At 71.5% G+C, this 13,796-nt stretch carries 12 protein-coding genes; 4 read left to right on the forward strand and 8 right to left on the reverse strand.

All coding sequences use genetic code 11. The annotated features are described in order from the left end of the window. Positions 1–156: 156 nt before the first annotated feature. The 3 genes from AB0A95_RS07725 to AB0A95_RS07735 form a co-directional block, all read right to left on the reverse strand. Complete coding sequence (locus tag AB0A95_RS07725) at positions 157–1,125, reverse strand: LacI family DNA-binding transcriptional regulator (RefSeq protein ID WP_357554958.1); 969 nt, start codon at positions 1,123–1,125, stop codon at positions 157–159. Positions 1,126–1,196: 71 nt separating this feature from the next. Then, entirely contained in the window at positions 1,197–2,576 is a 1,380-nt protein-coding gene (locus AB0A95_RS07730; RefSeq protein ID WP_357554829.1) for an FAD-dependent oxidoreductase, read from the reverse strand. A gap of 24 nt (positions 2,577–2,600) precedes the next feature. Continuing rightward, the gene (locus tag AB0A95_RS07735) at positions 2,601–3,737 is read right to left on the reverse strand and encodes a glutamate--cysteine ligase (protein WP_357554830.1); all 1,137 of its coding nucleotides are present in this window, start codon (positions 3,735–3,737) and stop codon (positions 2,601–2,603) included. Positions 3,738–3,898: 161 nt separating this feature from the next. On the opposite strand from AB0A95_RS07735, the gene AB0A95_RS07740 reads away from it, so the two are divergent. Together AB0A95_RS07740 and AB0A95_RS07745 are read left to right on the forward strand one after the other, a co-directional pair. Then, the gene (locus AB0A95_RS07740) at positions 3,899–4,192 is read left to right on the forward strand and encodes a DUF6412 domain-containing protein (RefSeq protein ID WP_357554831.1); all 294 of its coding nucleotides are present in this window, start codon (positions 3,899–3,901) and stop codon (positions 4,190–4,192) included. A 101-nt stretch (positions 4,193–4,293) separates the two neighbouring features. Further along, the gene (locus AB0A95_RS07745; RefSeq protein ID WP_357554832.1) at positions 4,294–5,040 is read left to right on the forward strand and encodes a membrane protein insertase YidC; all 747 of its coding nucleotides are present in this window, start codon (positions 4,294–4,296) and stop codon (positions 5,038–5,040) included. Positions 5,041–5,044: 4 nt separating this feature from the next. On the opposite strand, the gene AB0A95_RS07750 is transcribed toward AB0A95_RS07745, so the two are convergent. Together AB0A95_RS07750 and AB0A95_RS07755 are read right to left on the reverse strand one after the other, a co-directional pair. Beyond that, positions 5,045–5,716 (reverse strand): DedA family protein, encoded by a 672-nt coding sequence (locus tag AB0A95_RS07750; RefSeq protein ID WP_357554833.1) that lies wholly within the window; start codon positions 5,714–5,716, stop codon positions 5,045–5,047. A gap of 58 nt (positions 5,717–5,774) precedes the next feature. Next, positions 5,775–6,389 carry a DUF1349 domain-containing protein gene (locus tag AB0A95_RS07755; RefSeq protein WP_357554834.1) on the reverse strand — a complete coding sequence of 205 codons (615 nt, stop codon included), beginning with the start codon at positions 6,387–6,389 and terminating at the stop codon, positions 5,775–5,777. A 57-nt stretch (positions 6,390–6,446) separates the two neighbouring features. Here AB0A95_RS07755 and AB0A95_RS07760 point away from each other — a divergent pair, with 57 nt between their 5' ends. After that, positions 6,447–8,099 (forward strand): alpha-amylase family protein, encoded by a 1,653-nt coding sequence (locus AB0A95_RS07760; RefSeq protein ID WP_357554835.1) that lies wholly within the window; start codon positions 6,447–6,449, stop codon positions 8,097–8,099. Positions 8,100–8,183: 84 nt separating this feature from the next. Here AB0A95_RS07760 and AB0A95_RS07765 read toward each other — a convergent pair whose 3' ends face one another. After that, complete coding sequence (locus AB0A95_RS07765; RefSeq protein WP_357554836.1) at positions 8,184–11,912, reverse strand: S8 family serine peptidase; 3,729 nt, start codon at positions 11,910–11,912, stop codon at positions 8,184–8,186. Between the two features lie 172 nt (positions 11,913–12,084). Here AB0A95_RS07765 and fabG point away from each other — a divergent pair, with 172 nt between their 5' ends. Next, the gene (gene fabG, locus AB0A95_RS07770) at positions 12,085–12,843 is read left to right on the forward strand and encodes a 3-oxoacyl-ACP reductase FabG (protein WP_357554837.1); all 759 of its coding nucleotides are present in this window, start codon (positions 12,085–12,087) and stop codon (positions 12,841–12,843) included. A 115-nt stretch (positions 12,844–12,958) separates the two neighbouring features. On the opposite strand, the gene AB0A95_RS07775 is transcribed toward fabG, so the two are convergent. Both AB0A95_RS07775 and AB0A95_RS07780 read right to left on the reverse strand, forming a co-directional pair. Next, complete coding sequence (locus AB0A95_RS07775; RefSeq protein WP_357554838.1) at positions 12,959–13,375, reverse strand: hypothetical protein; 417 nt, start codon at positions 13,373–13,375, stop codon at positions 12,959–12,961. Then, complete coding sequence (locus tag AB0A95_RS07780) at positions 13,368–13,760, reverse strand: hypothetical protein (RefSeq protein ID WP_357554839.1); 393 nt, start codon at positions 13,758–13,760, stop codon at positions 13,368–13,370. The genes AB0A95_RS07775 and AB0A95_RS07780 overlap by 8 nt, the downstream gene beginning before the upstream one ends. Positions 13,761–13,796: the final 36 nt, after the last annotated feature.

The raw sequence follows: 13,796 nt of genomic DNA on the forward strand, positions 1-13,796 counted from the left end.
GAAAGTGCAAGATCGCAGGGGCCGGAGCCGGGGCCCAGGCTCGCCGGGTCGATCATGGACTTGTGGTGCCTCACAAACGCCGCGAAGTGCAGTCAAACGCCCACCACAACTCCATGATCGACCGGGTGGGGGTGGGCGGGGGGTGCGGGGGTGGGGTTAGGTTAGGCCTCGTTTGAGGAGCTTGGTGGGGAGGACCGTGGTGGACGGGGGGGTGTCGTCGCCGGCTACCCGTTGGAAGAGGCGCTCGGTGGCGACTCTGGCCAGCTCCCGCGTGTCGTAGGCGACCACGGTCAGTGGCCGGGGCATCAGGTGCGACAGTTCGAAGTCGTCGAAGCCGACGAGTGCGGCGTCACTGCCTCGGCGGTGCAGCTCCTGGAGCGCGCCGACGGTGAGCCGGTTGTTGGCGCAGAAGAAGGCCGTCGGCGGGTTCGGCAGGTCGAGCAGCGCGGCGACGGCCCGACCGGCCTCCTCGGGGGCGATGAGCCGTTCACGGACCAGCGTCTCGTCCGGTGCGACCCCGGCCGTGGCCAGCGCCGCCCGCGCCCCGGCCAGCCGCTCGCGCATCGTGGGCACGCTCGGTGCGCCGAGCAGCAGGCCCACCCGGCGGTGCCCCTCGTCGAGCAGCGCGCTGACACCGGCGTGGCTGCCGCCCCGGTTGTCCAACAGCACCGCGTCGGCGTGCAGCCCCTGCGGCGGCCGGTCCAGGAAGACCACGGGCATCCCCAGCTCGACCTCGCGACGCAGGAACGAGTGGTCGAGACCCGCCGGCACCACCAGCAGGCCGTCGACCCGACGCTGGGTGAAGTCCTGGAGCAGGGCGCGTTCGCGTTCCGGGTCCTCCTCCGACGAGGCGGTGATCAGCATGGTGCCGTGGGCGGCCGCGATCTCGGCGGCAACGCTGGCGATTGTCGCGTAGAACGGGTTGGCGATCTCCTCGATGAGCAGCCCGACAGTGGCGTTGAGCTGCCGGGAGCGCAGGTTGCGGGCGATGTCGTTGCGGCGGAAGCCCAGCTCGGCGATGGCGGCCAGCACCCGGTTGACCAACTCTTGCCCCACCGGCTCGTCGTTGACCACCCGGGAGACCGTCTTCAGACTGACCCCGGCGTGCCGGGCCACGTCGACCATCGTCGGGCGCCGACGCACCGTCGGCCGGGTCGGGGTCTGGGTCACGGGTCGTCCTCCACGGCGGGCGCCGGTCAGCGGTCGGGGGCGGCGAGCGCGTCGACCGCCTTGCGCGCGGCGACGAGCACCGGGTCCCACACCGGCGCGTACGGCGGAGCGTAGCCCAGGTCCAGTGACGTCATATCGTCCACCGTCATGCCGTTCCACAGTGCGACAGCCAGCGTGTCGATGCGTTTGGCCGCCTCGGACCAACCGACGATCTGCGCGCCCAGCAACCGGCCGCTGGGCCGCTCGGCGATCAACTTGACGGTCATCGGCCGGGCGCCGGGGTAGTAGCCGGCCCGGTTTGTCGACTCGGCGATCACCGACACGAAGTCGAAGCCGGCCAGGGTGGCCTCCCGCTCCCGTAGGCCGGTGCGCCCCACCTCCAGGTCGCAGACCTTGGTCACGGCCGTGCCGATCACACCGGCGAAGGTGGCGTACCCGCCGCCGATGTTGATCCCGGCCGCCCGGCCCTGCTTGTTGGCGTGTGTGCCCAGCGGCACGTGCACAGGCATCCCGCTGACCCGGTGCAGTGTCTCCACGCAGTCGCCGGCAGCCCAGACGCCGGACAGCTCGGCCACCCGCATCCGGCGGTCCACCCGGATGCCGCCCGACGGCCCGATCGGGAACCCGGCAGCCTGGGCGAGCGCGGTGTTCGGGCGTACTCCCAGGCCCAGGACCACGACGTCGGCCGGTATCGGCCCCTCGGCCGTGACCACCGCGGACACCCGGCCGTCCCGCTGTTCCAGGCCGGTCACCGGCAGGTTGGTGCGGATCGTGACACCCAGGCCGCGCATCGCCTCGGCGACCAGCTCGGCCATGTCGCCGTCGACAGTCGCCATGGGCTGCGCACCGGCCTCGACCAGGGTCACCGAGAGGCCGCGCTGGATCAGCGCCTCGGCGATCTCGACGCCGATGTAGCCGCCGCCGACCACCACGGCCCGACGCGGCTGCGGCTCGGCGTCCAGCCAGTCGCGCAGCGCCGCCCCGTCGTCGAGGGTCTGCATGCCGAACACGCCGCCCGCGTCGGTGTCCGCCCACTGCGGTTTCACCGGCACGGCACCGGTGGCGTACACCAGGTCGTCGAAGCGCTCGCGGACCTCGCCGCCGCCCTCCAGATCCCGGGCCACCACCTCGCGGCGGTCCAGGTCGATGGCCGTGACCTCGTGGCGCATCCGGACGTCCATCGCGTACTTGGTGCGGAACGTCTCCGGATCCCGGGCGATCAGCGCCTCCGGGCCGGACACCAGCCCACTGATCCAGTACGGGATGCCGCACGCCGAGTAGGAGGTGAAGTGACCCCGCTCGAAGACCACGATCTCCAGGTCGGCACTGTCGCGGCGGCGTCGGGCCTGGGACGCCGCCGACATTCCGGCGGCGTCCCCGCCGATGACGATCAGCCGTTGCGCCACGGCCTCATCCTGTCACGACGGTGTTCAGCCACGGGTCTGCCGTGCGACGTCCTGCACCACGTCGGTGAGTCGGCCGGTGCGCTCGTACACCGCGCGCTGCCGGGCCGCCCCGCTGCCGTGCCGGCGCAACCCGCCCAGCAGGTCGGTGACCTCGGCCCAGTCGCCGTGCTGCTCCAGCGCCGGCCGCAACCGCTCGACGAGCCGGTCCAGCAGCTCCCAGGCCGGGCGGATCTCGCCGGTGGCGACGTCGACGGCGTCGCCCTCCAGGCCGTCGTGCGCGGCCCGCCAGTGCGCGCCGACCAGCAGGTGATGGTCGGTCTGCAACGCCGGGCGGGCGGCCTCGACGTCCGCCATGGCGGTGGCCACCAGGGCACGGACCAGCGCGGCGACCAACACCGCGTCGTCCACCGACGGGCAGACGTCGCCGATCCTCAGCTCCACCGTCGGGTACTTCGCCGACAGCCGGGCGTACCAGTAGAGCATCCCCTCGTCGAGCATCACCCCACTGGAGATCAACTGGCGGATCAGCCGCTGGTAGTGCTCGTGCGACTCCAGGAACGGCGTCGGCGCCACCGACGGCCAGCGCTCCCACTCCACCGAACGCCAACTGGCGTAGCCGGTGTCCTCGCCACGGGAGAACGGCGAGTTGGTGGTCATCGCGTGCAGCATCGGCAGCCAGGGGCGTACGTGGTTGAGCACCTGCACACCGGTCTCCGGGTCGGGAACGCCGACGTGCACGTGCATGCCGTTGTTGCCGGGGCCGGGAACGAGCAGCCGGAACCGCTCGATCATCCGGTCGAAGCGGGGCTTGTCCACCACCGGCGGCACCGGGCCGTCCACCGGGCCGGTACCGATGGCGAGCAGGCGTACGCCGGCCCGCTCGGCGGCGTCGGCGAGTGCCCGACGGAGTACGCCGAGGGAGTGCCGGATCGACGACAGCTCCAGGCCGGGCGGGCTGCCGATCTCGATCTGACTGGTCTGGAACTCCCGCTCCACCTGCCCGCGAAGTTCGGCCGGCACCTGCTCCATCACCAGGTCGACGGCCGGTACCGCGGCCCCGGTGTGCGGGTCGACGAGCAGGAACTCCTCCTCGACACCCACGGTGAGCAATCCGGTCGCCCCAGCCATCTCGCTGGGCGCCTCCGCCACCTGACCGGTCATCGACACCACCGTCCGTTCCTACCGTTCGCGGTCCGTCCGCGTCGGTCCGCTGCTTGGTTACCCAACGTGGCGATGCCGGGAAACGTGGCGGTGTCCTGTCGTGCGGGGGCGTGCCGTCGGTTTCGCCAGGACGACGTGACAGCGGGTCCTATGCTGAGCCCGTGCCGGTGCCACTGGGGTTTGTCGGGGTCGCGTGGGTGTCCGCGTTCGCCCAGCTCACCCTGCTCGCCGGCCGTCCGGCCGACCTGCTGGCCGGTGCCGCGCTGACCGCCCTGGTGCTGCTCGCCGTGGTGCTCGCGGCGCGCGTGCTCGGCCGCTCGGGTGTGCCCGGCACCGGGCCGCGCTGGGCCGGGTTGCGAGCCCGGTCCCGTGCTCGGCGAATGCCCCGGCAGATCGACCCGGACGCCGCCGGGCGCCCACGTCCCCGTGCCCCCGGGCTTCCCTCGGCCGCGTAGCGTCACGCCGCCGCGCGGCCGATCCCGCCGTCACCGGCCCCCCTGTCGAGCGGACACCGCCCGGGGGTGGGCCCCACCGGAATCGGACCGAGGGGTTTCCCATGCTTGCCTTCGCACCACTGCACGACGCTGTCGCCGCTGCCGGCACCGCGCTGTCCTGGCTCACCGAGCTGCTCGAACCGTTTGCCGGCGGCATGGCGACCGCCGCCGCCATCGTGCTGTTCACCGTGGCCGTCCGACTGCTGATCTCGCCGCTCACCGTCGCGCAGGTCCGCGGCGAGCGGCGCCGCGCGGCGCTCGCCCCGCAGGTGCGTGACCTCCAGCGGCGGTACGCCGACGACCCGGCGACGCTTCAGCGCGAGGTGTTCGCGTTGTACCGGAGTGCCGGGGCCAACCCGATCGCCGGCTGTCTGCCGTTGCTGCTCCAGGCGCCGTTCCTGCTGGTCCTGTACCGGCTGTTCACCACGAGCGAGGGCGGCACCGGGCTGCTCGACGAACGGCTCGCCGGTGTGCCGCTGGGCCACCACCTCAGCGACGGTGTGGCCGGGGCGGCCGGCCCGCTCTTCGCCGTACTGCTGGTCGTGCTGCTGGCGGTGGCCTGGTGGTCGTCGCGGCGGGCTCGGCGGGCGGCGGCAGCAGTCGGCACGGTGGCCGGCGCCCCCACCGAGGGGCCGGGCGCGGCAGTGCTCGGGCGACTGCTGCCTCTGCTGCCGTTCACGACGGTGCTGGTGGCGCTGGTGCTGCCGCTGGCCGCGGTCATCTACCTGGTGACCACGAGCGTGTGGTCGGCCGCCGAACAGGCGGTGCTCCGCCGGCCGCAGGCGGTGCCGTCGCCGGCCGACCGGTAGCGGATCAGCGACCGGCGGTCACCGACCGCCGGTCGTCGCTACCCCGACGCTTGCGAACCTTGCGGATCACCCAACTGGCCACCATCACCACGAAGACCGCGCCGATCGCGTAGTTGAACCAGTCGCTGTAGCGCTCGACATCCTGCCAGCGGCGCCCGAGCGCGTAACCGGCGCCGACGATGAGCGCGTTCCACACCCCGCTGCCGATGGTGGTGAGCAGGATGAACTCACCCAGCGGCATCCGGTTGGCCCCGGCCGGCACGGACACCAGGCTGCGGACCACCGGCACCACCCGGCCGATCAGCACCGCCCAGCGGCCGTGCCGCTCGAACCACTTGTCGGCCTTCTCCAGGTCGTCGCTGTCGACGAGCGGGATGTGGTCCAACCAGCGCTTGAGTCGTTCCTCGCCGAGCGCCGCGCCCAGCCAGTAGAGCACCAGCGCGCCGACCAGCGAACCGACCGTCGCGGCGATCACCACGAGGAAGACGTTGAACTCGCCCTGGTGCGCCAGGAAACCGGCGAGCGCCAGCACGATCTCGCTGGGGATCGGCGGGACGATGCTCTCCAGCGCCACCAGCAGCGCGACGCCGACCGGGCCCATCGCCTCGATCACCGAGGCCACCCAACCGGTCAACCCGGTGAATTCGGACGGGTCGCCAGCCTGGGCGTACGCCATGGGTCGTCCTTCCGGTCGGCTGTCGGGGATCGGATGGTCTTACCCAATAAGGCGATTGCTACACCTCGGGGTGCAGCGCGGTGTCCGCCGGACCCTGCCGCCAGCCGGTGAACACCACGCTCAGGCCCGCACGCGACGGCGCGCAGCAGAACGGACCCGCCACTGCCTCGGCCGCCGGATCCAGCGGGGCGAGCCGGACCAGTCGCCACGGCTCGTCATCGGCGCGCGCACGGACGGTAAGCGCGTCGCCGGCCCGGCTGACCCGGACTGTCACCTCCCGGCCCGGCCACTGCGGCACCGGCGCCACCGACCAGTCGGAGAACTCCCTGGTCACCACCGCGCCGACCTGCGCCTCACCGTCGCTGATCTCGACGCCGGCCTTGGTCCAGGTTCGTTCGTCGACGCGGACGAGCGCACCGGCCTGGTCGAACTGCGCCGAGAAGTCGAGCCGGAAACTAACCTCCATGGCGGTGCCGACCGGCAGCGGTGCCAGCAGGGCCGGACCGTTGTCGTGCACGAAGCCGTAGCTGGTCCGCCGCCAGAAGTCGCTGTCCGCCGCCGGCTCGACGACGAGCGCACCGGCCGGGCCCTCCTCGACGCGGACCGGTGGGTGCAGCCACCGGCCGGCGGACCAGTCCAACTGTGTGCTCGGCGGTACGAGGTCGTCTCCCATGACAGGCACGATAACCAAGGGTTTGCCGCGCCGACCGATCGGAGAAGTCTCTCCCGCATGGGTGACCGCTGGTATTCCGAAGCCGTCGTGTACTGCCTCGACATCGACACGTACGCCGACTCCGACGGCGACGGGGTCGGTGACATCCGTGGGCTGATCGGGAGGTTGGACTACCTGGCCCGGCTCGGGGTGACCTGCCTGTGGCTGCACCCGATCCACCCGTCGCCCAACCGCGACGACGGTTACGACGCCACCGACTTCTACAACGTGGACCCGCGCTTCGGCACCCTCGGCGACTTCGCCGAGCTGCTGCACCAGGCACAGAACCGGGGCATCCGGGTGATCATCGACCTGGTGGTCAACCACACCTCCAACGAGCACCCCTGGTTCCAGTCCGCCCGATCCTCGCCCGACTCGCCGTACCGCGACTGGTACGTCTGGTCCGACACCGAGCCGGACGACAGGCACCAGGGCATGGTCTTCCCGGGCGAGCAGGACGAGACCTGGAGCTACGACCGGACCGCCAAGGCGTGGTTCTACCACCGGTTCTACAAGTTCCAGCCGGACCTCAACTTCGCCAATCCGCAGGTCCGGGCCGAGATCAAGAAGATCATGTCGTTCTGGCTCCAGCTCGGCGTCTCCGGCTTCCGGATGGACGCGGTGCCGTTCATCATCGAGCTGACCGAGCCGGGCAACCCCAACTCGCCGAAGGACTTCGAGTTCCTCACCGAGATGCGCCAGCACGTGCAGTGGCGGCGCGGCGACGCCGTCCTACTGGCCGAGGCGAACGTCGAACCGGACCAACTGCCCACGTTCTTCGGCGACAGCAGCGGCTCCGGCAACCGCATCCACATGCTCTTCGACTTCATGCTCAACGGTCGACTCATGCTCGCCCTGGCCCGCGAGGACCCGGAGCCGCTGATCGACGCGCTGCACGACACCCCGAAGTTGCCCGTCGGCGGGCAGTGGGCCACCTTCCTGCGCAACCACGACGAGATCGACCTGTCCCGGCTCACCACCGAACAACGCAACCAGGTGTACGCGCAGTTCGGCCCGGACGAGACCATGCGCATCTACGACCGGGGCATCCGCCGCCGGCTCGCCCCGATGCTCGGCAACGACCGGCGACGCATCGAGCTGGCGTACGCGTTGCAGTTCTCGATGCGCGGCACGCCGGTGCTGCGCTACGGCGAGGAGATCGGGATGGGCGAGGACCTGTCGCTGCCCGGTCGGGAGGCGATCCGTACCCCGATGCAGTGGTCGTACAAGCCGAATGCCGGCTTCTCCACGGCGGAGGAGGAGAAGCTGGTCCGCCCGGTGATCGACAAGGGTGAGTTCGGCTACCAGACCGTCAACGTCACCGCCCAGCGCGGCGACCCGAAGTCGCTGCTCGCCTGGTTCGAGCGCATGATCCGTACGCTGCGGGAGGCCCCGGAGATCGGCTCGGGCTCGACCACCCACATCGACGTGGCGATGCCGGCCGGGGTGCTGGCGCACCGGGCGGACGGACCGACAGGGACCATGGTCTTCGTGCACAACCTCGGCACCGACGACGTCGAGGTGGACCTGAGCAGTCTCGAACCGGAGGCCGACATGCCGATCGACGTGCTCACCGACCGTGGTTACGGCGAGTTGGGCAAGCTCGGCGCGGTGAAGGTGTCCGGCCACGGGTACCGGTGGATCCGGCTCCGCCGGGGTCACGGGTTCTGAACGGATCGGGGGGACCGCGCCGATCGGCGCGGTCCCCCTTCACGTGCTCACCGGCGATGACACTTCCTCATCGCCGTGTCCCGATCAGCGCACGCCGAAGGCGCGAAGCACGGTCTGCTGGACCGAGTTGCCGGAGCCGTCGGTGGCACCGGCCCGCAGGGACACGAACGTCGTACCCTTCGGTGCCCGTAGCTTCGCCGTCCAGGCGCCGTCCTTCGCGCGGTCCAGCGCCTGCTGCTGCCAGTGCGCGCCATCGTCGTACGAGATCTCCAGGCGGACCGGCCGGATGCTGCCGCAACCGGTGACGCCGGGCAGGTGCGCGGCGGAGACGGTCAGCTCGGTTCGGCCGTGCGCGGTGCCGGCGGCGTCGGTGTCGACGCCGTAGTCGAGCTGGAGCAGCGGCAGCACGTTCGACTCCACCCCGGCGGCCGGTGCCTTCGACCGGAACGTCCACTCGGTGGTGGTGCTGGTGGAGTACCGGCCGACGGTCGGGTCCTGGGTGGTCCCCACCACCAGCCGGTACGGCAGGTCGGCCGCGCTCGGCGCGGTGCCGCTGATCCACGTGCTGGCGCTCTCGGCGAGCAGCGTCCGGCCCTGGTAGAGCTTGTTGGTCTGCCCTGCGGCGCTCATCGCCATGCCGACGTGGTCGGCGCCGCCCCAACCCGGCACGTCGAGGTTGAGCGTGTCGCCGGAGCGGGTGGGCAGCTTGAAGTTGTTGTTCAGGTGCGGCCGTTCGATCGGCTCGAAGAACTGCTCGGTGCTCCTGCTGCCGGCGCGGAAGCTGGTCCGGGGGTCGATCTGGTACGTCGCGGAGTCGAGGTACGCCTCCTGACCCCAGGTGTACAGGTCGCCGTTGGACACCCAGTCGGTACGGACCGCGGCGAGCGGCCGGTTGCTGGTCTGGCCGATGCCCCAGTTGTTGTACGACGGCCAGTCGTACCGGAACTCACCACCGCGGGCCTGCGGGTTCGGGACGTTGAAGCCCACGTCGATCCGGGCCAGCGTCTTCGAGGTCTCGGTCCGGCTCAGGTCGCGCGGGATCCGGTTGTGGTACGCCTGGACCAGGTCGTACACGTAGCCGGCGACCGGCTGCGAGACCACCTCGACCTTCGTGGACCCGCGCTGGATCTGCCGGATCAGCGCCTCGCCCTCGTCGGTGCTGAGCATCGCCACCTCGATCGGGGTGGGTGTGAAGAAGTCGATCCGGTAGTCGCGGACCTCGCGCCACGGGAAGTCGTTGACCACCAGCATCATCTTCACCCCGGCGGCGGTAGCCGCGGCGGCCTGCTCGGAGTCGCTCACCTCCCAGTTGCGCCGAACCACTGCCACCGCGCCCCGCGCGTTCAGCCCCACGTAGTCGCTCGCCGCGCCCTTGCCGGCGAAGACCGTCGGCAGCGTCCACCTGCCCTTCGGCAACTGGGTGGTGCCCTGCTGCCGCACCACGTCGTCGAAGTTCACGGTGGTGGTGCCGACGGTCAGCACCGGCTGCTCCTTTCGCCAGCGGGCACCGAGGTAGAAGTCGCCGTGCCGTACGTCCCTGCTGGTGGGCTGCGCCCAGAAGCTGTCGAAGAAGACGCCGCCGGCGATGAACGAGCGCCACCGGCCCGCACCCTGGGACCGGTAGTAGTCCAGCCGGGTGAAGGTGTCGGCGGTCTGCTGCGGCACCGACGACTCGACCCGGCGGGCCGACTTTCCGTCCAACCGGACAGTGGTGTCCGCGCGCAGGTCGATGTCGGGGTTGCCGAGCAGCGCCAGGCCGAGGGAGTTCGGGCCATGGCTGCCGGTGACGTTCAGGAAGCTCATCGCCGAGTAGACGCCCTCGGGCAGGTAGAGCTGCGCCGTGCCGTCCGCGTCGGTCTCGACGAAGCTGATGTCGTAGCTGCCCGGCTGGCCCAGCTCGATCATGCCGGCGGCGGGCTTGCCGGCCCGGTCGGTCATCTCCAGGCGGAGCAGGTGGTACGGGGTGAACGTGCCGACCGCGATCGCGGTGCGGGCCAGCACGGCCCGGTCCGGCCCGACGGCGACGACCTGGCCGGTGTACCGGCTGCCGGCGCTGGCCCGGGAGGTGTCCGTGGTCAGGGTGACCGTGGCGGTGCCGTTCGCCGGCACGGTGAGCTGCGTTGCGGACAGGCGGAACAGCCCGGCCGGCGCGTCCGGCGCGTCCACCGACACGCCCAGCGTGATGGGTTGGCCGGTGGTGTTGGTGTACGTCACCGGATGGGTGGCCTTCGTGGTGTCCTTGCGCACGCTTGTCGAGACGGTGCCGGTGGCGATGATCGGGGCGCGGGCCGCGGCGGCGACGTCGACCCGGCCGGTGCCGGCCTGGAAGGCGTCGTACTGCGGCGTGGCCCTGGTCGTGCTGACCAGGGCGTCCTTGAGCTGCTGACCGGTCCAGTCCGGGTGCTTCGCGGCGAGCAGGGCGGCGGCGCCGGCCACGTGCGGCGCGGCCATCGAGGTGCCGTCCATGCTCAGGTACGAGCCCTCGCCGGGCGCGTACTGGGAACGGGCCGCGAGCACCCCGACGCCGGGCGCGGTCAGCTCGGGCTTGATGCCCTCGTCGCTGATCCGGGGGCCCTGGCTGGAGAACGGGGCGAGCTGGTCGGCACCGTCGACCGCGCCGACGGTCAACGCCGCGTCGGCCGCGCCCGGTGCGGAAACACTGCCGGGCTGTCCGGCGTTGCCGGCGGCGATGACGAACAGGGCACCGGTCTCGGCACTGAGCGTGTTGACCGCCTGGCTCAGCGGGTCGGTGCCGTCGCTGGGCTGGTTGGAGCCCAGGCTCATGTTGACGACGCGGGCGTCGGCCTCCCGGGCCGCCCACTCCATGCCGGCGAGGATCCAGGAGTCCATCCCGTAACCGTCGTCGCTGAGCACCTTGCCGATGGCGAGCCGGGCGTCGGGGGCGACACCCTTCTCGTTGCCACCGGAGGCGGCGCCGGTGCCGGCGATGGTGGAGGCGACGTGGGTGCCGTGCCCGACCCGGTCGGTGATCTCCTCGCCCGGCACGAACACGGCGGACGCGCTGATCCGGTCGGTCAGGTCCGGGTGGGCCGCGTCGATGCCGGTGTCCAGGACGGCAACCCGCACGCCCGTGCCGGTGTCGCCGCCGGCCCAGACCGCGGGTGCGCCGATCTGCGTGGTGGTGTCGGCCAGGTCGGTGCGTACCCGCCCGTCCAGCCAGATCTTGGCGATTCCGTCGGAGAAGCGTCCCTGGTGACCGGTCGCGGCGGCCGCCTTCGCGGTGGGGGCGGCCGTGATCGCGGCCCAGAACTCGTCGGCCCTGTCCCGGTCCTCGCTCAGCGCCGCACCCGAGACGCTGCTCAACGTGCGGGTGCGGGTCGCGCCGACGGGCGCGGTGGCGGTGCGCAGTCCGGCTGCCCCGGCGTCGTACGACACGATCAGCGGCAGGTGGTCCACCCGCTCGTCGTCGTATCCGTCGGCGATCAACCGGGTGACGTTGAACAGCCGCTTGTCCAGGGTGTTCGCGGCCACGTAGGGCAGCACCGACTGCGGGTAGACGTACAGGTCGTCGCCGGCCTCGACCACCCGCACCGGTGTCGAGGCGCCGTCTGGGCGCCGTACGTCGAGGGTGCCGCCGTTGGCGCTCCGGCGGGTGGTGACCGTGTCACCGGTGATCAGGGTGACCGAGTGGGTGCCGGGTGGGGTGGGCAGGCTGGTCGCGGGGGTGGGGGTGGCGCCGGGATCGGCCGGGGCTCCGGGGGCGGCGGCCAGGGCGGGTGATCCACCGGTCGCCATGAGGGCGGTGGAGACCACGGCGGCTAGCCAGGCCCCACGGGTACGCGAGAACGTCACGTGATGTCGTTCCTTACGTCGTCGTCTGTTCGCTGGCGGGTGACAGCGATCGCGACGCTACGCGCGGAAGATCATCTCGTATAGATCCCTGGATCAAACCATGGTCGTCGCCGTTAACTAGCAGTGGAAGGTTAAGCTCCTTCGATCGACCCCACGTTACCGGGAGGTAATCATGTCGGAGCAGCCCCGCGTCGCCATCGTCACCGGAGCCGCACGCGGTATCGGCGCGGCCACCGCCCGACGGCTGGCCGCCGACGGAATGGCCGTCGCCGTGGTCGACATCGAAGAGGCGGCCACCAAGGAGACGGTGGACGCCATCGCCGCCGCCGGCGGCCGGGCGCTCGGGGTGGGCGCCGACGTGTCCGACCGCGATCAGGTCGAGGCGGCGGTGTCCCGGGTCGCCGCCGAGCTGGGCGCGCCCACGGTGCTTGTCAACAACGCCGGTGTGCTCCGCGACAACCTGCTGTTCAAGATGACCAACGCCGACTGGGACACGGTGATGGGGGTGCACCTGCGCGGCGCGTTCCTGTTCAGCCAGGCCGCCCAGAAGCACATGGTGGACCGGAAGTGGGGGCGGATCGTCAACCTCTCCAGCACGTCCGCGCTGGGCAACCGGGGCCAGGCGAACTACGCCGCCGCCAAGGCCGGCCTCCAGGGCTTCACCAAGACGCTCGCCATCGAGCTGGGGCCGTTCGGGGTGACAGTCAACGCGGTCGCACCCGGCTTCATCGTCACCGACATGACCGCGGCCACCGCCGCCCGCATGAAGGTCGACTTCGAGGACTTCAAGAAGCACGCGGCGGCCGAGATCCCGGTGCGCCGTCCCGGGTTCCCGGAGGACGTCGCCCACACCATCTCGTTCCTGACCAGCGAGGGTGCCGGCTTCGTCTCCGGTCAGGTCATCTACGTCGCTGGCGGCCCCCGCGACTGACCCGTACTCCCGACGAGGGCGCTCCTTCGCGAAGGGGTGCCCTCGTCGCCGCGTCAGGCGGCGGCGCGGCGGGTGCCGGTCGCGTCAGGCGGCGGCGCGGCGGGTGCCGGTCGCGTCAGGCGGCGGCGCGGCGGGTGCGCCAGAGCCAGATCAGGCCGAGCACCGGCAGCACCAGCGGGATGTAGCCGTACCCGCTGCCGAACTGCGACCAGACTGTCTCGTCCGGGAACAGCTCCTTGTCGACCAGGCTCAGGATGCCGATTGCGACCACCCCGACCAGCTCCACGGAACAGCACGCCAGCGCGACCCGTCGGCCGGTGTGCCCGGCGCGGGCCAACCCCACCGCCGCCACGATGTAGATGAGCGCGGCCACCCCGGAGAGCAGGTAGGCCACCGGCGCCTCGTCGAACTTGGTGGCGATCTGTAGGCCCGCCCGACTCGTCGCCGCGATGGCGAAGAGCAGGTAGACCGCGATCAGCAGCCGACCCGGGCCGGCGTTCGTAGCGCGGCCGGCCGGTCGGGTCTCACCCACCGAGCACCTCCCAGGTCTGCTGCAACCGGACCACCACCACCGGGGTGACCAGGCAGACCGCACAGACGATCGCCGAACCCCAACGGGTCGGCTCCATCCGGGCCAGCACCCAGGCCAACGGCGGCAGGCACACCAGCGTGACCAGATAGCCGAAGAAGGCGCCGGGCTCACCGGGCCGGTCCCCGCCGCCGACCGCGACCAGGGCCAGCACGGCCAACACGAGCAAGGCCCCTTCGAGTACGGCCAGGCCGACGAACTGCACCCGATCCGGCGGCCGTTGGCGCACCGCCGCCACCAGCGCCCACACCGCCACGAGCAGCGACAGCACGATCGACACCGTCGCGACGATTCCGTCCACCGGTGAGTCGGCGCCCACGCTGGTCACCGGAGCTGTCCGGTCGTTGCCTCGGTCACCGGCACA

Source organism: Micromonospora sp. NPDC049230, assembly GCF_040647875.1.
In the GTDB taxonomy this organism is placed as follows: Bacteria; Actinomycetota; Actinomycetes; order Mycobacteriales; family Micromonosporaceae; genus Micromonospora.